The sequence below is a fragment of the Pseudorhodoferax sp. Leaf274 genome (assembly GCF_001422445.1).
In the GTDB taxonomy this organism is placed as follows: Bacteria; Pseudomonadota; Gammaproteobacteria; order Burkholderiales; family Burkholderiaceae_C; genus Pseudorhodoferax.
Genome location: NZ_LMNA01000005.1, coordinates 1 through 18,989 on the forward strand (window position 1 = coordinate 1; position 18,989 = coordinate 18,989).

At 67.7% G+C, this 18,989-nt stretch carries 23 protein-coding genes; 11 read left to right on the plus strand and 12 right to left on the minus strand.

What is annotated here, in order from left to right; translation table 11 throughout:
- Positions 1-43: 43 nt before the first annotated feature.
- The 7 genes from ASF44_RS09330 (at position 44) to ASF44_RS31630 (ending at position 2,535) form a co-directional block, all read left to right on the plus strand.
- Positions 44-406, plus strand: coding sequence for a hypothetical protein (locus tag ASF44_RS09330; protein WP_056898954.1), 363 nt, complete (start codon positions 44-46; stop codon positions 404-406).
- Positions 399-542, plus strand: a complete 144-nt coding sequence (locus tag ASF44_RS31620) for a hypothetical protein (protein ID WP_156374424.1) — start codon at positions 399-401, stop codon at positions 540-542. Before ASF44_RS09330 ends, ASF44_RS31620 begins: the two co-directional genes overlap by 8 nt.
- 142 nt (positions 543-684) lie before the next feature.
- A complete protein-coding gene (locus ASF44_RS09335) occupies positions 685-1,281 on the plus strand; it encodes a hypothetical protein (protein WP_156374425.1) in 597 nt (198 codons plus the stop codon).
- Complete coding sequence (locus tag ASF44_RS09340; protein ID WP_082524632.1) at positions 1,278-1,637, plus strand: phage protein NinX family protein; 360 nt, start codon at positions 1,278-1,280, stop codon at positions 1,635-1,637. The genes ASF44_RS09335 and ASF44_RS09340 overlap by 4 nt, the downstream gene beginning before the upstream one ends.
- Before the next feature lie 97 nt (positions 1,638-1,734).
- Positions 1,735-1,941, plus strand: coding sequence for a hypothetical protein (locus ASF44_RS31625; RefSeq protein WP_156374426.1), 207 nt, complete (start codon positions 1,735-1,737; stop codon positions 1,939-1,941).
- A complete protein-coding gene (locus ASF44_RS09345; RefSeq protein WP_056898957.1) occupies positions 1,934-2,278 on the plus strand; it encodes a hypothetical protein in 345 nt (114 codons plus the stop codon). The genes ASF44_RS31625 and ASF44_RS09345 overlap by 8 nt, the downstream gene beginning before the upstream one ends.
- 59 nt (positions 2,279-2,337) lie before the next feature.
- A complete protein-coding gene (locus ASF44_RS31630; RefSeq protein WP_156374427.1) occupies positions 2,338-2,535 on the plus strand; it encodes an AlpA family transcriptional regulator in 198 nt (65 codons plus the stop codon).
- Between the two features lie 248 nt (positions 2,536-2,783).
- On the opposite strand, the gene ASF44_RS09350 is transcribed toward ASF44_RS31630, so the two are convergent.
- From ASF44_RS09350 to ASF44_RS09365, 4 genes are all read right to left on the minus strand, one after another.
- Complete coding sequence (locus ASF44_RS09350; RefSeq protein WP_056899107.1) at positions 2,784-3,698, minus strand: alpha/beta fold hydrolase; 915 nt, start codon at positions 3,696-3,698, stop codon at positions 2,784-2,786.
- A 128-nt stretch (positions 3,699-3,826) separates the two neighbouring features.
- The gene (locus ASF44_RS09355; RefSeq protein WP_056898958.1) at positions 3,827-4,795 is read right to left on the minus strand and encodes a tripartite tricarboxylate transporter substrate binding protein; all 969 of its coding nucleotides are present in this window, start codon (positions 4,793-4,795) and stop codon (positions 3,827-3,829) included.
- Between the two features lie 23 nt (positions 4,796-4,818).
- Positions 4,819-5,586, minus strand: coding sequence for an SDR family oxidoreductase (locus ASF44_RS09360; protein WP_056898959.1), 768 nt, complete (start codon positions 5,584-5,586; stop codon positions 4,819-4,821).
- Positions 5,587-5,599: 13 nt separating this feature from the next.
- The gene (locus ASF44_RS09365) at positions 5,600-6,847 is read right to left on the minus strand and encodes an enolase C-terminal domain-like protein (RefSeq protein ID WP_056898960.1); all 1,248 of its coding nucleotides are present in this window, start codon (positions 6,845-6,847) and stop codon (positions 5,600-5,602) included.
- A 197-nt stretch (positions 6,848-7,044) separates the two neighbouring features.
- Between ASF44_RS09365 and ASF44_RS09370 the strand changes: the two genes are divergently transcribed.
- Complete coding sequence (locus ASF44_RS09370; protein WP_056899108.1) at positions 7,045-7,845, plus strand: GntR family transcriptional regulator; 801 nt, start codon at positions 7,045-7,047, stop codon at positions 7,843-7,845.
- Between the two features lie 253 nt (positions 7,846-8,098).
- Here ASF44_RS09370 and ASF44_RS09375 read toward each other — a convergent pair whose 3' ends face one another.
- Positions 8,099-8,956 carry a LysR substrate-binding domain-containing protein gene (locus ASF44_RS09375; RefSeq protein ID WP_235579177.1) on the minus strand — a complete coding sequence of 286 codons (858 nt, stop codon included), beginning with the start codon at positions 8,954-8,956 and terminating at the stop codon, positions 8,099-8,101.
- Here ASF44_RS09375 and ASF44_RS31635 point away from each other — a divergent pair.
- Both ASF44_RS31635 and ASF44_RS09380 read left to right on the plus strand, forming a co-directional pair.
- Positions 8,936-9,148, plus strand: a complete 213-nt coding sequence (locus ASF44_RS31635) for a hypothetical protein (RefSeq protein WP_156374428.1) — start codon at positions 8,936-8,938, stop codon at positions 9,146-9,148. The two genes, ASF44_RS09375 and ASF44_RS31635, sit on opposite strands and share 21 nt — an antisense overlap.
- Positions 9,145-10,098 (plus strand): dioxygenase, encoded by a 954-nt coding sequence (locus ASF44_RS09380; RefSeq protein ID WP_056898962.1) that lies wholly within the window; start codon positions 9,145-9,147, stop codon positions 10,096-10,098. Before ASF44_RS31635 ends, ASF44_RS09380 begins: the two co-directional genes overlap by 4 nt.
- Before the next feature lie 130 nt (positions 10,099-10,228).
- Here the strand turns inward: ASF44_RS09380 and ASF44_RS32525 are convergent, their stop codons facing one another.
- The 6 genes from ASF44_RS32525 to ASF44_RS09410 all read right to left on the minus strand — a co-directional run bounded on the left by ASF44_RS32525 (position 10,229) and on the right by ASF44_RS09410 (position 16,810).
- The gene (locus ASF44_RS32525) at positions 10,229-10,465 is read right to left on the minus strand and encodes a hypothetical protein (RefSeq protein ID WP_056898963.1); all 237 of its coding nucleotides are present in this window, start codon (positions 10,463-10,465) and stop codon (positions 10,229-10,231) included.
- A 67-nt stretch (positions 10,466-10,532) separates the two neighbouring features.
- Positions 10,533-11,696 (minus strand): CaiB/BaiF CoA-transferase family protein, encoded by a 1,164-nt coding sequence (locus tag ASF44_RS09390; RefSeq protein ID WP_056898964.1) that lies wholly within the window; start codon positions 11,694-11,696, stop codon positions 10,533-10,535.
- Positions 11,697-11,704: 8 nt separating this feature from the next.
- Positions 11,705-13,831, minus strand: coding sequence for a 3-hydroxyacyl-CoA dehydrogenase NAD-binding domain-containing protein (locus ASF44_RS09395; protein ID WP_056898965.1), 2,127 nt, complete (start codon positions 13,829-13,831; stop codon positions 11,705-11,707).
- 29 nt (positions 13,832-13,860) lie between these two features.
- Positions 13,861-15,069 carry an acetyl-CoA C-acetyltransferase gene (locus tag ASF44_RS09400; protein WP_056898966.1) on the minus strand — a complete coding sequence of 403 codons (1,209 nt, stop codon included), beginning with the start codon at positions 15,067-15,069 and terminating at the stop codon, positions 13,861-13,863.
- A gap of 61 nt (positions 15,070-15,130) precedes the next feature.
- On the minus strand, positions 15,131-15,922 hold the full coding sequence (locus ASF44_RS09405) for an enoyl-CoA hydratase/isomerase family protein (protein ID WP_082524658.1): 792 nt from the start codon (positions 15,920-15,922) through the stop codon (positions 15,131-15,133).
- An 81-nt stretch (positions 15,923-16,003) separates the two neighbouring features.
- Entirely contained in the window at positions 16,004-16,810 is an 807-nt protein-coding gene (locus ASF44_RS09410; RefSeq protein WP_056898967.1) for an enoyl-CoA hydratase-related protein, read from the minus strand.
- 90 nt (positions 16,811-16,900) lie between these two features.
- Between ASF44_RS09410 and ASF44_RS09415 the strand changes: the two genes are divergently transcribed.
- Positions 16,901-17,824, plus strand: a complete 924-nt coding sequence (locus tag ASF44_RS09415; protein ID WP_082524634.1) for an acyl-CoA thioesterase II — start codon at positions 16,901-16,903, stop codon at positions 17,822-17,824.
- 9 nt (positions 17,825-17,833) lie between these two features.
- Here ASF44_RS09415 and ASF44_RS09420 read toward each other — a convergent pair whose 3' ends face one another.
- A complete protein-coding gene (locus ASF44_RS09420; RefSeq protein ID WP_056898969.1) occupies positions 17,834-18,970 on the minus strand; it encodes an acyl-CoA dehydrogenase family protein in 1,137 nt (378 codons plus the stop codon).
- Positions 18,971-18,989 lie beyond the last annotated feature (19 nt).

Genomic DNA, 18,989 nt, shown 5'->3' on the forward strand with positions numbered 1-18,989 from the left:
TTATTGTAATGCAGAAAACTGAGATTGCAAGGAATTTTTTGTGATGCAGTTAAATAACATTGGCACCATGACCAACCAAACAGAACAAGGCGCGGCCGAGGCCGCCCGACCTGGCTTTGAAGCCTGGGCCTCTAGCCAGAATTGGGTCATCGACCGCGACAGCTTTGGAGACTACGTGTACGGGTCCGTCTGCGATGGCTGGGAGGCCTATCGCGCCGGGTTGGCGGATGCCAGGCGGCAGGCTTCTACCCCCGAGGGCTACGGGTCGGTCGCGACACACGCGCCCTGCAAGGGCATGGCCTGCGGCATCACCCGCACCGACCAAGAGCACTCCCTGGAGTGCCAGGCAGAGCACACCGCAGCCATCGCTGGCGGCCGATTCGTGAAGGAGCAAAGCAATGGATGAGCGCACCGTGTACGCCGTCTACACAAACACCGACCTGACCGAAGGCCGCGGCCGGCAGTACGTCACCCACTACTGCGAGACCGAAGCCACGGCGCGGCGCGTCGGTTCCAGGGGCTACGTGATGGGCTCGGACTGACCGATCCAGCCCGTCCAGCTGTTTAAGCACGGCAGCAGCTGGTACGGCCCGGTGTCCGTCGTCCCGCCGACCGACGCCGACCTCGCTCTCATCGAGAAGGGCGCCCGCAATGGCTGATCGGCCGCCACCCCAGGAGATTCCCATGCAACCCCGTGACGCCCTGTCCGCAATCGTCGCCGCATTCGACCGCGGCCTGTTCGCCGCTCGCTTGGATAGTGGCCTCAAGCTGGTCGATGACGCCCGAACAGCACTCGCATCTGCGCCAGCGGCCCCCGACGCACACGAGGTCTGGGTGGCGGCTCAGCTGGTCCCCGGCGAAGGAATCGAAGACGGCGTGGCGCGCATCGAGGCTTTGCTCGGCGCTGCAGCGGCGCCTGCGGCCGAGCCGGTGCCGCCTCCGGGCAAGGTGCTGGTGCCGATGCACATGACAGCCGAGATGCGGCGCGTGTTCCATCAGGACGATGGCTGCACCTGGGCTGACCTGCTGGCGGCAGCCGACGCCGTAACCGAGGATGAGTTCTACGAGGTCGAGCGCCTGGACCACGATCCGGTGGATTCCAATGTGCAGGCACAGGTGGTGGCACCGGACGCGGCTCGGCTGGACTGGCTTCTGCGGCACTTGCCCGGCGATGCGCTGCGCTATTGCGTAGGCGAGCTGTCCGACACGGCGGATGAAGCAGAGTTTCGAGCTGCCATCGACGCGGCCCGCAGCTCCAAGGCCCATGGAGGCGCGGCATGACCCTCTGCGAACTCCAAGGTGTTGAGCTGGACGCAGCAGTGGCCAAGGCGCTGGGCGTGGAGCCCGGTGCCGCCTACAGCTCCGACTGGAGCCACGGCGGCCCGCTCATCGAGCGCTTCCAGATCCACCTGTCCGGCCCCGAGTCCAGCGTGCACCGCAACGGCGGCCCGAAGGCCGGCTGGGGCCAGCGTGGAACCTGGGCCGCCACCAGTTGGAAGCTGCGCGGCGCGGATGGCCGGCGCGGCATGGGTTACCACGACACCGGTCCGCTTGTGGCGGCCATGCGTCTGATCGTCGCCCTCAACGGCGGCCAGGCTGAATTTCTACCCCCAGAGCAGGCGGGCCCCAAGCCATGACCAAAAAGACGATCACCATCGAAGTCGCCGAAGACGCGATCAAGGAGAACTGGCCCGAGTACCGGACGGTCTGGCCCCATGGAAAGGAAGGGGCGTGATGCTGAAGGTCGAACATGACGAATCATCACCGGGGGAGCCTCGGGAGCGCTGCTGCATGTGCCGAAGCCCAACCCCGTTCTGGCACCGCTCGGATGTTGCTTTATGCCAGTCGTGCGCCCGCACGACGAAGCTGGCGCAGCTGCCGACGAAACAGGAGTGGATCAAGAAGGAGCAGCAACTGTTCGAGCGGAGGGCCCATGCCTGACCAGACCCCCAGCATGCCGCCCCTGCCTGAGGCGTTCGGCTTTCACAGCGGCTTCGCATGGATGTCCGCCCATGGCAGCGAATGCCATATCGCGCTCAAGCGCCAGGCAGAGCCCGGCTACGAGAAGCCCCTGTACACCGCCGAGCAAGCCCAGGCCGTGGCAGATGAGCGGGTGCGGGAGGCGCTGGAGCGCGGCTTCGAAGCCGGCTGGCGGATCGTCGCCAGAGACTGGGCCATGCGCGATGACCTGATTTCGGACATCGGGTCGCCGGCCTACATCGCAGATCGGGACCGCGCTCTGGAGATTCCCATCATCTCCCTCGCCGGGCCGAAATAGCCCAGACCAACCAACACACCCGAGCCCGCCCCGTGCGGGCTTTTTTAATGGAGGAAGTGATGAACCTGCTGACCATTGACGACATCACCGAGATGACCAAGCTCAGCCGCTACCACGTGCGGGATGTAGTGGTGAAATCGCCAGGTTTTCCGCCACCGGCTCCAGGCACCGGCCCGCGGAAACCTCGGTGGCCCGAGCATGCTGTGAGGAAATTTTTCTCCGGCAAGCCCGCACAAAAGGCGAACAGCGCCTCGTAACCCGCATGGATGCTTGGTTTGCGTTCCGGCCCCGGGCACCATCGCTTCAGTTCAAAGCGATTCACCACGCTCCAAAGTCCTTTTAAATCAGGGACTTACAAGATAAATGACGGTTCAAGCGGCTCCAAGCCGCTTCACCAGATCCCATGTTTGCGTGTCCCCCAAGGTGTACCCAGAATGAAGTTTTCGACAACTTCAGCCTCCGGGGGACAGCCCTCCACCGCCGCGAAGCCGACACGCGCGTCGACTCAGAAGCTTGCACTGCGCACCAGCGAGAGCACTGCGTCGGCGAAGGCCGCCGGATCTTCTTGCGGCAGGTTGTGGCCCACCCCAGCGATCACCCTGTGATCGTGTGGGCCCGTGAAATGTGGGCCATGGTTGGCGCTGTTCGGCTGGCCCATCACACCATCTTCTGCGCCATCGAGCGTGATCGAAGCCACTGTCACGGGCGGACGTTGCGCCAGCCGCGACTGCAGTCGCGCATACGCTGGGTCGCCATCGACGAGCGCGAAACGATGGCGGTACGAGTGGATCACCACCTCGACAAAATCAGGGTTGTCGAACGCGGCCGCGCTGCGCGCGTAGGTCGCGTCATCGAACGCCCAGGTTGGCGACCACAGCCGCCACAACAGCTTGCAGAGTGCATGTCGATTCTGGGCCAGTCCGGTCCGACCCCGTTCGCCATGGAAATAGTACTGGTACCACCAGCGGTGCTCCATCTCCGGCGTGGCCGGTTGCTGCGCGATCGTGAGGTCCTGGATCTTGTAGCCGTTCATCGACAGCAACCCCGCGCAACGCTCAGGCCACAACACCGCAGCCACGCACGCCGCCGTGCCGCCCCAGTCGTAGCCTGCGAGGACGGCACGCTTGATTGCAAGGGCGTCCAGCAGCGCCAGCAAATCCGCGCCCAGGGCCGCCTGTTCGCCTGAACGCGGCGTTTGAGCGTCTACGAATCGCGTGGGCCCAAAGCCGCGCAGGTACGGAACGATGACGCGGCAACCTTTCCCGGCAAGGATCGGCGCGACCTCGGCGTAGGCCTGCACGTCGTACGGAAAGCCATGCATCAACAACACCGGGGGGCCATTGGTCGGGCCGCTTTGGTGCAATGCGATCTGGAGCACGCCAGCGCGGATGTGATGAAGGGGGCCGAGGGTGCTGGCCATGGGCAAGTCTTCCATCAGTTTGTGCGCATGAACGCATTGTGCTCGTGGCGCCAGATCGTTCGACCTTCCAGACCGAAGCCGGCAAGGGTGCTGTTGAAGATCTCGATCCGCTGGTCGATGATCCAGGACTACTTCTTCAGATCCACGCTGGCGAGCAGGCCCTTGAAGTAGTCCGACTGGCTGTTCATGAAGCCCAGAAAAGCCTCGCCGTCCAGGTAGGCCGGTTGCAGGTTGGCGCGCTGCAGCGCCTCCTTGAACGCCGGATCCTCGCCGATCTTGCGGCTGGCATCGCGCAGGTACCTCACCACCTCGGGCGGCGTCTTCAGTGGCGCACCGAGGCCGCGCCAAGTGCCGAACACCAGGTCGACGCCCTTCTCCTTGAAGGTGGCGACCTGGTCGTACGGCGCAGGAGAGCGGCGTTCGCCCATCGACACCAGCACGCGCACGTTGCCTGCCGCCACATGCGAGCCGATCTCCGCCGGGCTGACCGCGATGGCATCCACATGCCCACCAACCAGCGCCAGCACGCTGGGCGCCGCGCCCTGGAACGGAACATGGTTGAAGCGCACGTGGGTCTTCTGCTCGACGGCGGCGGCCGCCAGATGCCAGATCGTGCCGGTGCCGGCATTGCCCATGGACACGGCGCCGGGGTCCTTGCGCGCCGCGGCCAGCAGGTCGTCGATCGTCTTGTGCGGCGAGTCGGTACGCACGGCGATCAGGCCGGGGTCGCCGTTCAGCCGCGCGATCGGGATGAAGTCGGCCGTGGTCGTCTTCGTCATGTTCAGGTGCGGAATGATGGCCAGCTCGGAGATGATCACGCCGATCTTGTAGCCGTCCGGCGCGGCACGCGCGACCTCGGTCATGCCGATGCCACCGCCCGCACCAGGCTTGTTGCTGACCACGATGGGCTGCGGCACGAGCTTCTTCGCGGCCTCGGCGAAGAGCCGCGCCATGACGTCGGTACCGCCGCCCGCGGAGGACGGCACCACGATCTCGATCGGTCGGACCGGGTAGTCGGCAGCCTGCACGGCCAGGGGGGCAAGCAGGCCGGCGGCGAAGGCCGCTGCCAGCGTGCAGACAGTGTGTCGTTTGTTCATCGAAGTCTCCTGAAAGTCGTCGGTCAAAGCACGGACACCATGCCGCCATCGACATAGATGATCTGGCCGCTCACGTAGTTGGACGCAGCGGATGCGAGGTAGACCGCCGTGCCGATCAACTCGTCCGGCCGGCCCCAGCGCCCTGCCGGCGTGCGGCCCTTGACCCAGGCGTCGAAGGTCGGGTTGTCGATCAGCGCCTGGTTCATGTCGGTCAGCATGTAGCCCGGGCCGATGGCGTTGGCCTGGATGTTGTGCGCCGCCCATTCGGCCGTCATGGCGCGGGTCAGCATCTTGATGCCGCCCTTGGCCACCGTGTAGGGGGCCACGGTGGCGCGCGCCAGTTCGCTGGTCAGCGAGCCGATGTTGATGACCTTGCCGCGGCCGCGCGGGATCATGCGCCTGGCGGCTTCGCGCCCGACCACGAAAGCGCTCGTGAGGTTGGTCTCAATCACGCGTCGCCAGTCCTCGGTGGCGAGCTCCACCATCGGTTTGCGGAACTGCACGCCGGCGTTGTTGACCAGGATGTCGACCTCGATGCCAGCTGCGTCGAGCTGGGCGAACGCGGCGACCACGGCGGCCTCATCGCAGACGTCGAACGCAAGCGCCTGCACCGCGTGGCCCTTGGCGCGCAGGGCGGCCGCAGAGGCATCGAGGCGGGCGGCATCGACCCCGTTGAGCACCACGCCCGCGCCGGCATCGGCCAGGCCTTCGGCGATGGCAAAGCCCAGGCCTCGCGATGAGCCGGTGACCAACGCAGTCCTGCCGGCGAGACTGAAGAGTGGATGGGACATGGAGCAGCTTCTTTCAGGGGGTTTGCAGCGTGCCATCCACCAGGCGGGTCTGGGTCCAGGTGGTGACGGTGTTCTCGCACGGGTACTTCGCAGCCTGGACCTCATCGAGGTCGACGCCCAGGCCGGGCTTGTCGTTGGCGTAGACGTAGCCAGCGCGGAACTCCGGCAGGCCCGGGAACACGTCCAGCAGCGCGCCGCGCGGGCCCTTGAGGTTCTGGATCACGAAGTTGGGCGGCTCGATGCCCGACCATTCCTGCACGCCGAAGTTGCGTGCCGCCAGGTCGATGTGGATGTTCGCCGCGTGCGCGATCGGCGACATGTCGCCGGGGCCGTGCCAGGCCGTCCGCACGCCGAACTGCTCGGCGAAGAGCTGCAGCTTGCGGCCGGGCGTGATGCCGCCGATCTGGCTCAGGTGCACGCGGATGAAGTCGATCAGCTGTTCGGCGATCAGCGTCTTCCACTCGTAGGGGTTGTTGAACAGCTCGCCCTGCGCCAGCGGGATCCGCGTCTTGTCGCGCAGCTGGCGCAACCACCTGCCCTCTTCAAGCGGGATCGCATCCTCCAGGAAGAACAGGTCGAAGCGCTCCATGTCGCAGGCGAAGCGGATCGCGTCGACCGGGCTCAGGCGCTCGTGCACGTCGTGGCACAGGGCGACGTCGAAGCCGACCTTGCTGCGGATGCCGTCGAACAGCTTGAGCGTGCCGCGCATGTAGCTGCGGCTGTCCAGGTAGACGCCGGGCGGAGCGCCGGCCGGTGCCGTGGCCGGTGCCGGGCCGAAGCCGCCACCGCCATAGCCGCCGCTCTGGCAACGAATGTGCGTGATGCCCTGTTCCTGGTAGCGCTGGATGCTCTCGCACAGCTCGGCCAGGTCGCGTCCGTCGGCATGGCGGTAGATCGGCACGCCTTCGCGGACCTTGCCGCCGAACAGCTGGTAGACCGGCATGCCCGCCATCTTTCCCTTGATGTCCCACAGCGCCATGTCGATGCCCGAGATCGCGTTGTTCTCGACCGGGCCGTTGCGCCAGTAGGCGTTCTGGTGCATGAGCTGCCACAGCTCTTCGATGGCGTGCACATCGCGCCCGACCAACAGTGGCTTGAGGTACTGCTCGACCAGGCACTGCACGACCAGGTGCCGGTAGGCGAAGGTGGCGCATCCCAGGCCGTACAGGCCTGGCTGGTTGGTCTCGACCTTGACGACGACGAGGTTGATGCCCTCGGGCGCCGTCAGGATGACCTTCACATCGGAAATCAGGGTTGCCATGGAAGCCTTGGGTTGCAGACACGGAGGCGATGCCGTGCGTCCGAACAAAGAATACTGTGATATTTCACAATATTCTTAAGTACTTACCCTGTGCCTGAACCGGTTCACCGGCAACCCGTCCTCAGTGGTGGATGGCGATCCTTCCGAGATATATCGACGCAGAGTCCGCTATGCTTGACGGCTCCACCGAGGAAGCCATGGCGAACCGATCCACTGCACGTCCGAAACTGGTGTCCGTCGACGAAGACGCGCCTGCACGCACGGGCAAGAGCGCATCCAACCTGGCGGGCCAGGCCTATGACCGCATCGAGGAGCTGCTGGTTTCGTGCACGCTCGCGCCTGGCCGCTTTCTGGCCATGCACGAGCTGCAGGCCATGGTTGGCTATGGGCGGACGCCAGTGCACCAGGCGCTGAGCCGCCTGGCTGCCGACACGCTCGTGCAGATCACGCCGCGCCATGGTTTCCGCATCGCGCCGATCGACCTGACGCGCGAACGGCTGCTGCTGCGCCTGCGCCGCGAGATGGAGCGCTTCGTGATCCGGCTCGCCACGGAGCGCTCCGGCGCATCCGAGCGCAACCGCATGCAGCACATCAAGCGCCAGCTCGTCGAGCATGGCGCGCGCATGACCGTGGAGCAGTTCAATGTCGTCGACCGCCTGATCGACCAGCAGTTCCTGGCGGCCGCGCAAGAGCCATTCGTGGAAGGCACGCTGCGGCCGTTGCACACGATCTTTCGCCGCATCGGCTGGATCTACCACATGCACAAGCCGGACGATGTGCAGCTGCAGGGAACCGTGGACGGACACATCGCGGTCATCGAGGCCGTGGCCAGCGGCCAGGTGGAGGCCGCGATGGCAGCATCAGATCGCCTGATGGACTTTGTCGACAGCATGTTCGACGTGCTCGAGCGCGATGTGCCTCCGAGCAGGCTCGATTGCAGCCTCGACGCAGACGACCGCATGCTGGAACTCACCAAGGCCATCGCGGGCCCGCGCTGAAGGCACGCGCCGCGCGGTGGAACACCGGAGGAACTGTCCCAATTCGTCAAGACAGAGTTCGACCGCTGGGTGCCCCTTCTGCGAGCCCTGAACTTGCCGAAGCAGGCACAGTGACGCAAGGCGATGCCGGACAAGTCTTGAGCCGCGAGCATCCCGGGACTTGGAAGGTCGAGCAGACTGCACAAGCGTTCGCCTGGTGGCGGGGCGCCGCCCGCCATTCGACGCTTGGCGCTGGCCCTCACCCAGGTTTGCATCAAGACCGATCGGCATCGCCAGCGTAGCCTCGCACGACCTCCATGAAGGCGGCCAGGACCGGAGAGTGGTCCGCCTTGCGGTGGACGCAGCTGAGTTCGATGTCCTTCAGGAAGCGCGATCGCAGTGGACGGAAGACCGCGCCCGGCAAGCGCAGCATCGTGCCCGATTCCGTCGTGATGCACAGGCCGAGCCGGGCGCAGACCAGTCCCACGCAGGTCGTGACATCCTCGACCTCCTGCTCCACGGCAATCTGCACCTTCTCGCGCCGGAACGCCCCCATCACTTCCTGCGCCAGGCCCGCCAGCGGCGTGTTCGGGTACAGCACCATCGGCTGGCGTTCCAGGTCGCGGATCGAGACCTCGGCCTGTCTGGCGAGCGCATGGCTTTCGTGCATGCCGACATACATCGGCTCGCGCAACACCAGCAGAACGGCCAGATCGGGCTCGACTGGCGGCAGGCGGTGAAAGCCCACCGTGATGCGGTGCTCGCGCAAGGCCTGGATCTGCTCGCCTTTGGTCAGGTTGCGCAGCCGGATGCGCACCTCTGGCCGTTGCGCGTGGAACGCGCCGATGAGCTTCGGGATGACGTTGAGCACACCAGAGCCGAAGATGCCGACGTGCAGGTCGCCGAGCATCCCCTTGCCCGCGCGCAGTGCACGTTCGCGTGCAAGCCGCGCAAGTTCCAGGATGTTCGGTACATCGTGCAGCAGCGACTGCGCAGCCTCGGTCAGTTGGATGCCTCGCGCGGTGCGCACGAAGAGCTCGACGCCGAGTTCGTCTTCCATCTGCCGCATCTGGCGCGACAGCGGAGGCCCCTGCTGCTGTGCGACGATGGCGTGTTCACGCTCAACCCGCACCTGTTTCGCAAGCTCAGCGACAGCATGGCCGACTTCACACCCGTGGTGGACCTGGCGCAGCTGCAGATGGTGCTGTCAGGCGTCAAGGTGCTCGGTGGCATCGGCGGGCAGGTGTTGCCCAACGCCGGCAAGCCGCCGATGCCGAACTCGTCAAGACATCCGGCGTCCGACTCGACTAGGAGAACCCCATGATCATCGAAAAGCAGAGCGATGTAACCGCGGCCGTGCTGGCCGAACTGCAGCGTGCGAGCGATCCGCGCTTCAAGCAGATCATGACCGCGGCGGTCAACCATCTGCACGGCTTCGTGCGCGACGCACGCCTGTCCGAGGCCGAGTTCCACCAGGCTTGCGCGCTCATCGCCAAGCTCGGACAGCTGACCACGGCCTCGCACAACGAGGTGGTGCTGATCGCCGGCTCGCTGGGCATCTCCGCGCTCGTCTGCCTGCTCAACAACGGCGACCACGGCCAGACCGACACCACGGCCAACCTGATGGGCCCGTTCTGGCGCATGGATTCCCCGCCGACCGAGAACGGTGGATCCATCGTGCGTTCGCCGACACCCGGCGCGCCCGTGTTCGTCAACGCATGGGTGCGCGACCCGCAGGGCCGGCCCGTCGCCGACGCCGAGGTCGATGTCTGGCACGCCTCGTCCGAAGGGTTCTACGAGAACCAGGACCCGGGCCAGGCCGACATGAACCTGCGCGGCAAGTTCAGGACGGATGCCACCGGGCGCATTGGGTTCCGCACCATCAAGCCCGTGGGCTACCCCATCCCGCTCAGCGGTCCGGTCGGGGCGCTTTTGCGTGCGCAGGGGCGGCACAACATGCGGCCCGCGCACATCCACTTTATGGTGTTCAAGCCCGGCTTCAAGACGCAGTTCGCGCAGGTTTACTCCAGCGACGACCCCCACCTGGAGACCGATGTGCAATTCGGCGTGACGCGCGCGCTGGTCGGCCAGTACGTGCTGCATTCGGGCGAGACACCGCCGGCGCCGGACGTCGAGGGGCCCTGGTACACGCTGGACCACCATTTCGTCATCGAGCCAGGCGAGGCCAGGCTGCCCAAGCCCCCGATCACCGGCAAGGCCAGCGGCGACCGGCCCACGCTCGCCGTGCTCGAACGTTCCACCGATCCCACGTGAGAGAACCACCATCCATGATCAATGCCGTAGAACGCCACGATGCCGCCCAGGCGCTGCTCCAGGCCGAAGTCGACCGCAAGCCCATCCAGCAGGTCATCCGCACCTGGCCCGCCATGGAGATCGAGGATGCCTACGCCGTGCAGCAGCTTTGGGCCGAGGCCAAGGTCAGATCCGGCGCGCGCATCGTCGGCCACAAGATCGGCCTGACCTCGCGCGCGATGCAGATGGCCTCGAAGATGAACGAGCCGGACGACGGCGTGCTGCTCGACAGCATGGTGTATGCGGACGGCGCCCGGATCTCGGCCGCGCAGTTCCACCTGCCGCGCCTGGAGGTGGAGCTGGCCTTCGTGCCGGTGACACCATCCATGCGGACGACGGGCCGCTGGGTTCGATCGGCGTCTCCTTCTCCGCGTAGGGCCGTGCTTTGTGCGATGTCAGTTTGCGCCGGCTCCGACGACCTGAGCCTGGACCAGGCTCTCGATGTCCGGCATCGCATAGCCGAACTCCCGCAGGATGTCGACGCTGTGCTGCCCTGCCCCCGGCGCGGCACCCGGCAACACGCTCGGCGTGCGCTGGAAGCGAGGCGCCGGCGCGGGCTGCATGCCTCCCGGGGCTTCGACGAACGTCCTGCGGGCCAGGTTGTGCGGGTGGTTCGGCGCTTCGCGCATCTCCAGCACGGGTGCAAAGCACGCATCGCTGCCTTCCAGCAGCGCACACCATGCATCGCGGCTGCGGGTGCGGAACAAGGCCTCCAGCCGCTCCCTGAGCGCGGGCCATTCCTGCGCGTTCCACTGCGTCGGCAGCGCCTCGGTCGCGAGCCCGCAACGCGCCAGCAACTCGCGGTAGAACTGCGGCTCAATCGGTCCGATCGAGATGAACCTGCCGTCCGCACACGCATAGCACCCGTAGAACGGCGCGGCGCCGTCCAGGAAGTTGCTTTCGCGCGCGTCGTTCCAGAATCCCTTGGCCTGCATGCCGTACAGCGCGGCCATGAGCACCGCGGCGCCATCGCTCATGGCCGCATCGACCACCTGGCCCTGGCCTGAGCGTTGCGCCTCGAACAGCGCCGCCACCACGCCCAGCGCCAGCAGCATGCCGCCACCGCCGTAGTCTCCCACCAGGTTCAGGGGCGGCGTGGGCGGCTGGTCCCGCTTGCCCATGGCATGCAGCGCACCCGAGATGGCGATGTAGTTCAGATCGTGTCCGGCTGCCTGCGCTAGCGGACCGGTCTGGCCCCAGCCCGTGATGCGACCGTAGACCAGCCGTGGGTTGCGCGCCCGGCATGCCTCCGGCCCCAGGCCCAGCTTCTCGGTCACGCCGGGACGGAAGCCTTCGATCAACACGTCGGCGCGTTCCACCAGACGCAGCACGATCTCGACGGCACGCGGATCCTTCATGTCCAGTGCGATCGATCGGCGCCCGCGGTCGACCACGCCGTCGTTGCGCATCAACGCCCCCAACGCCCCGCCGTCGCCCGCGGGCGGGCGGTCGACACGGATCACGTCGGCCCCCATGTCGGCCAGCATCATGCCGGCGAAGGGGCCTGGCCCGATGCCAGCCAGTTCGATCACCGTCACACCCTTCAGTGGCCCTGCCATCGGCGACCTCAGACGGCGTAGTAGCGGGAGCCGCCCGCCGCCATCGCGCGCAAGGCATCCGGAACCGCATACCGCTCGCCATGGCGAGTCGCCAGGCGGTCGCATTCCGCCACGAAGGCCGGTGCCCCTACGGTATCGATGTAGCCGATGGCGCCACCCAGCGCTGCCGGGAAGCCCCAACCCAGCAGCGATCCCACGTCGGCATCGCGCACGCTGACGATGCCTTCCGCCACGCAGCGCGCGGCCTCCAGCGACTGTGCGTACATCAGGCGCTTGCGCACCTCTTCCACGTCGGGCTGCTGCGCGGCCACAGGGTAGTGCTCAGCCAGGCCGCGCCACAACGTCTTGCGGCCGTCTGCCGGGTAGTCGTAGAAGCCTTTTCCTGCCTTGCGGCCGATGCGCTCGAACTTGCCGACCATGTCGTCCAGCACCTGGTCCTGCGGCTGCGCGCGGTAGGCCGCGCCCTGGTCGGCGCGGGCCTGCTGGAGCGCCTTGTGCAGCAGCTCGACCGAGATCTCGTCGGTCAGCGCGAGCGCGGGCATCGGCATGCCGGCCATGCGCGCCGCGTTCTCGATCAGGATGGGGTTCACGCCCTCGCGCAGCATGGTCATGGCCTCGTAGGGGAACATGGCGAACGCACGGTTCGCATAGAACGAGGGGCAGTCGTTGACCACGATGGGCGTCTTGCGGATGCGCTTGACGAAGTCCAGTGCCTGGGCGATCGTGGCCTCGCTGGTCTGCTGGCCACGGATCACCTCGACCAGCGGCATCTTCTCCACGGGCGAGAAAAAATGCAGGCCGACGAACTGCGCCGGCCGCACCGAGACCTCGGCCAGGCTGGTGATCGGCAGCGTCGAGGTGTTGGTGGCAAACACCGCGCCCGGCGACATCGCCGCCTCCGCCTGGCGCGTCACCTCGGCCTTGACCTTGCGGTCCTCGAACACCGCCTCGATGACCAGGTCGCAATCGGCCAGCGCCGCGTAGTCGGAGGTCGGCGCGATGAGGGCCAGCGCCTGGTCGCGCTTCCCGGCCGACAGCCGGCCCTTGGCCACCTGCGCGTCCAGCAGCTTCTGCGAGTAGGCCTTGCCCTTCTCGGCCGCGGCCTGCTGCACGTCCAGCAGCACCACCCGCAGGCCGGCCTGCGCGCTCACATGGGCCAGGCCGGCACCCATCATGCCCGCGCCCAGCACCGCCACCTTGGCGAATTTGCGCACCGGCACATCCTTCGGGCGGTCTGCCAGGCGGTTCGCCTCGCCCATGGAATAGAACAGGGTGCGGATCATGTTGCGCGTCGCCGCCGAGGTCGCGAGCCGCGCGAACTGGCGCTGCTCGATCTTCAGGCCGTTGTCCAGGTCGACCTGGCAGCCGTCGTACAGGCAGGCCAGGATCGCCTCCGGCGCCGGGTACAGGCCCTGGGTCTTGCCCAAGAGGCCGCCCGACACGCCGAAGAAGAGCTGCGTCGGACCCGGCGCCTGCGGCGTACCGCCTGGGAACCGGAAGCCCTTGGCATCCCAGGGCTTGACGGCGTGGGCCGGTCCGTCGGCCAGCACCCAGGCCCTGGCACGCGCCAGCAGCTCCGCGGCCGGCACCACCTCGTCGACCAGCCCGGCTTCCAGCGCCTGCCGGGGCGCGAGCTTGCGGCCTTCCAGCAGGAAAGGCAACGCGGCCCGGATGCCGATCATGCGCGGCAGTCGTTGCGTGCCGCCCGCGGCCGGCAACAGGCCCAGCGTCACCTCGGGCAGCCCGATCTGGATCCTGGCGTCGTCGGCGGCGATGCGGCGGTGGCAGGCCAGCGCGATCTCGTAGCCCCCGCCGAGTGCCGTGCCGTTCAATGCGGCCACGAAAGGCTTGCCCGAACGCTCCAGCGTGCGCAGCACGCGGCTGATCGGCGCGGTGATCGCCATCGATTGCTCCGCCGTCTTCACGCTGCGCACCAGGTCCAGGTCGGCGCCGACCACGAACTCGGGCCGCGCCGAGGTCACGACCACGCCCTTGACCGCCGGATCGGCGATGGTCCTGGCCACGGCCTGCGCGAACGCGCCGATGGAGGCCTCGTTCAGCACGTTCATCGGCCGGTCGGCGACGTTCCAGGCCAGCGTCGCGACGCCGTCGCCATCGACTTGATAGTCCACCATGTTCTTGCTTCCTTGGATTGGTTCGGTGATCAGACGCGCTCGACCAGCATCACGGAGCCCATGCCCCCGCCCACGCACAGCGTGACCAGGCCCACGGTCTTGTCGCGGCGCTCCAGCTCGTCGAGCAGGGTGCCCAGCAGCATGCCGCCGGTCGCGCCGAGCGGATGGCCCATGGCGATGGCTCCGCCGTTGACGTTCACCTTGTCGTGCGGCACGCCCAGCGCGTCCATGAAGCGCAGCACCACGGACGCGAAGGCCTCGTTGCACTCGAACAGGTCCACGTCGCTGGCCCGCATGCCGGCGCGCTTGAGCGCCATCTCCGCCGCCGGCGCCGGACCGGTCAGCATGATGGTCGGCTCGGTGCCCACCGTGCCGAAGGACAGCACACGGGCGCGCGGTTTGAGGCCCTGGGCCTTGCCGCCCTCGGCGCTGCCGATCAGCACGGCCGAGGCGCCGTCCACGATGCCCGAGGAATTGCCGGCGTGGTGCACGTGCGCGATGGCAGCCAGTTGCGGGTAGCGCATCAGCGCCACCGCGTCGAAGCCCATCTTCTCGCCCTGCGCGATGAAGGACGGCTCCAGCGCTGCCAGCGAGTCCAGCGTGGTGTCCGCGCGCGGATGCTCGTCGCGCTCCAGCACCACCAGGCCGTTGAGGTCGCGCACCGGCACGACCGACTGCGCGAAGTAGCCGTGCTGCCAGGCCTGCGCGGCGCGCCGCTGGCTTTCCACGGCATAGCTGTCCACATCCGTGCGGCTGTAACCGTACAGCGTGGCGATCAGGTCGGCCGAAATGCCCTGTGGCACGAAGCGGTTCGGAATCGTGATCTGCGGGTCGGTGATCCAGGCGCCGCCCGAGGTGAACATGGGCACGCGCGACATGCTGTCCACGCCGCCGCCGATGGTCAGCTCGGCCTGCCCGGACTTGACCAGCGCGGCCGCGAAGTTGCAGGCCTCGAGCCCGGAGCCGCAGAAGCGGTTGAGCTGCACGCCGGGCACGGCCTGGTCGTAACCGGCCGCGAACACCACGGCCTTGGCGATGTCGCCGCCCTGCTCCATGGCCGGTTCCACGCAGCCCAGCACGACGTCGTTGATCCTGGAGGTGTCCAGCGCGTGGCGCTCGCGCAGCGCCGCCAGCAAGCCGGCGGCCAGGCGCACGGGCGCCACTTCGTGCAAGCCGCCGGAGGGGCGCCCCTTGCCGCGCGGTGTGCGGACGGCATCGAAAATGTAGGCATCAGTCATGGTCGGTCCGGGTCGTCATCGGGCTGAGAAAAAGGAAGAAGGCATGGGTGGCCGCGCGGCCTCAGCGGCCGGTGAAGACCGGTTTGCGCCGCTGCTGGAACGCCTGCAGGCCCTCGGCCGTGTCGGCCGTGGCAAACACGCTGGCTTGGTGGCGGGCCTCGCGGTCGAGCATCTCGTCGAAGCTGCCACCGCGCAGCAGGATGTCCTTGGACAGGCGGAACGCCTGCGTGGGACCGGAGCCGATGGACTCGGCCAGCTTGCGGGCTTCTGCGACCACCGTGCCCGCCGGCACGGCCCGGTTGATCAGGCGGGCCTCGGCGGCGGCCTGGCCGCTCAGCAACCGCCCCGTGTAGATCAGCTCGGCCGCGTGGTGGTAGCCCAGCCGCTCCAGCAGGAAGTGGTGCGCCCCCGTGTCTGGCACGAAGCCGATGTTGCGGAACGGGCTGCCCAGCAGGGCGTCTTCGTCCGCAATGCACAGGTCGCAGGCCAGCGCCAGCCCCAGGCCGAAGCCCAGGGCCGGCCCCGCCACGGCCGACAGCGTGGGCAGGGGAAACTCCCGCAGGCGCTTGCAAAAAGGGCTCACGACCTCGCCGATGACCGCCATGGGATCGGCGCTCGCCATGTCCAGGGACGACAAGTCCCAGCCGGCCGAGAACACGTCCGCGCCACCGCGCAGCAGCAGGCAGCGCGCATCGCCGGCCTGCACCTCGTCCAGCAACTGGCCCAGGCGCACCACATCCCCGGCGCGAAAGCTGTTCTTCTGCGACGGCAGGTGGATGACCACTTCTGCCACCGGACCCTGGCGGTGCAGGTGGATCCCGCCCAAGGGGGTGTCTTCTGCCACTGTGCGCATGCGGTTGGTCTCCATGGAACCCAGTCTGTCCGCCCCGCCCCCGCGGAATATCGTCGCATCCGACGAATCCGCGCGGTGGCGTCAGCCGCGCCGCGCGAACACCGGGCGGCGCTTGTGCAGGAACGCCTGCAGGCCCTCTTCGAAGGACGGCCCGTCGATCAGTTCGCGCTGCCGGTCGCGCTCGTAGTCCATCTGCTGTGCCAGCGTGTTGTGCTCAGACGCTGCGAACAGCGCCCGGGCCTCCTGCACCGCATGGGGCGGCAGCTCGCCCAACTGCGCAGCCAGCCGGGCCACCTCGGCCGGCAGCGCGTCATCGTCGACACAGGCCCACACCAGCCCCCATTGCTGCGCCTGTTCGGCGGACAGGCGCGTTCCCAGCAGCGACAGCCCCAAGGCCCGCGCACGCCCCGCGGCACGCGGCAGCATCCAGCTGCTGCCCATGTCCGGCACGATCCCCAGCGCAGGGATGAAGGGCAGGTAGAAGTAGCTCGACCGTGCCGCCACGACGATGTCGGCCGCCAGGGCCAGACCGACGCCCCCGCCGGCGGCCGCACCCTGCAGCGCGCAGAGGACCGGGACCGGCAGCGCGCGCAACTCGCGCACCAGGCGGTTGCCGCCATCGGTCAGCAGCGCCGCGATCTCTTCGCCCCGGCTGGCTTGGCCGGCGGGACGCGGGGCGGCCAGCGACGGCAGGTCTGCCCCCGCGCTGAACGCGCGGCCCCGACCCGCCAGCACCAGCACGCGGATGGCCGGGTCGTCGCGCACGCGTTGCAGGCCCTGCAGGCACGCACGGACCAAGGCTTCGCCGAGCGGATTCATGCGCCCGGGATCGTTCAGCGCCAACGTGGCCACGCCCTCCACCACCTCGAAATCGACCAAGGACTCCATGCCGATGCTCCTGCTGTGAACGCCGCGTCGCATCCGTGGCCATGCGGCCATTAATAACCCGACGCGTCGGGTTATATTACAGGACATCGCATGCTCCCAAACACCGACCCGACCATGAAGCCGCTGCCTCCCGTGGAATGGACCGACCTGCCGATGGACCGTTTGCTGGAACTGGAAACGCTGGCGCCGGGGCAATTCCGCAACATTCCCAACGACAGCAACCGCAACGGCCGCTCCTATGGCGGGCACAGCATCGCCATAGCCTTGCAGGCGGCCAGCCGCACCGTGCCGGCGGACCGCCCTGCCAGCATGCTGCAGTTCATGTTCCTGAAGGGCGTGCTGCCTGGCGTCCCGGTCGACTACCAGGTCACCAGCCTGCAGGACGGCAAGCGCTTCTCGTCGCGCCACATCCGCGCGCTGCAGAACGGCCAGGCCGTCCTCGACGCGCACGCCACGTTCGCGCGGCCCGCGCCGGCAGACCGGCTCGCGCACGCCGACGCGCCACCGGCCGACCTGCCAGGCCCGCAGGCTTCGGTGCGTGTGACCGACCTGCCGCCTGCCAGCGCAGCCGCACTGGAGGGCCTGGGCAGCTACTCGTTCGCGGAGAAGTCCTGCATCGAGTTCCGGCTGCCCCGGCCCGAGCAGCTGGCAGCACCCGGCGGCTGCAACCGCTTCGAGTTCTGGATGCGCGCCAGGTCCCTGCCCGCGGACGATCTGCATGGCCAGTCCGTCGGCCTGGCGTATCTCTCAGACTGGTGGATCAACTTTCCGAGCCTGTCTGCCCACATTGCCGGCCTGCAGCGCAGCGGCGACGCCATCTACGTCGCCAGCCTGAACCACAGCATCTGGTTCCACCGCCACCACGATCCGCGCGAATGGATGCTGCTGGCCTGCGACAGCCCACGCGCCGTGGGCGGGCGCGGGCTGGCACTGGCGGCGGTGTACGACGCACAGGGCGGGCGGGTCGCCACCATCAGCCAGGAATGCCTGATGGCCGCGCGGCTGGACGCCTGAGCCAGGCCCTCACAGGTCGCGTGCGATGAGTTCCTTCATGATCTCGTTCGTGCCGCCGTAGATGCGCTGTGCACGGGCGTCGACATAGGCCTTCGCGATCGGGTACTCGGCCATGAAGCCGTAGCCGCCGTGCAGCTGCACGCAGGCATCCACCACCTTGCCCTGCAGGTCGGTGGTCCAGTACTTGGCCATCGACGCCATCTGCGCGTCGAGTTCCCCGCGCATGAGCAGCTGCAGGCAACGGTCGACGAACACACGGCCGATCTGCAGCTCGGTCTTGAGTTCCGCGAGCGTGAAGCGGGTGGCCTGGAAGTCCGCCACGGCCTGGCCGAAGGCCTGGCGCTGGCGTACATATTCCAGCGTCCAGCCGTAGGCCGCCTCGGCCGCGGCAATCGCCGACACCGCGATCTGCAGCCGCTCCCAGGGCAGCTCGCGCATCAGGTAGGCAAAGCCCTGGTTCTCCTCGCCGAGCAGGTTCGCGACCGGCACGCGCACCTGGTCGAAGAACAGCTCGCCGGTGTCCTGGGACTTCAGGCCGATCTTCTTCAGCGGCGCCCCCTTGGTCAGACCTGGAGAGTCCGCATCGACCACCAGCAGGCTCACGCCCTTGGCCCCGGCACGCGGGTCGGTCTTGACGACGACCACCACCATGTCGCACACGGTGGCGTTGGAGATGAAGGTCTTGGACCCGGACACGACGTAATGCCCGCCGTCGCGCACCGCCGTCGTGCGCACCGCCTTCACGTCCGAGCCGCCGCCGGGCTCGGTCATCGCCAGGGCGCCCACGACCTCGCCCGCCACCATGCGGGGCAGATACGCCTGCTGGAGCGCCTCGCTGCCGTAGTGCATCAGGTAGTTGCTCACGATGTCCGAATGCATGGCGAACGACAGGCCGATGTTGCTGTAGCGCGCGGCCTCTTCCAGCAGCGCCGCGGTGTACAGCCGGTCGGCACCCGGCCCGCCATGGGTTTCCGGCACCGTGGGGCACAGCAGGCCGGCGGCGCCGGCGCGGTGGAACAGTTCGCGCTCGAAGCCGCCGCGCGCTTCCCAGCGCTCCACATGGGGCGCCACTTCGCGCTCCAGGAAGCGCGCCACGGTGGCGCGGAACTGCGCATGCTCGGGGCCGAAGAGATCACGGGGGGACATGGATGCTTTCACAAAGGAC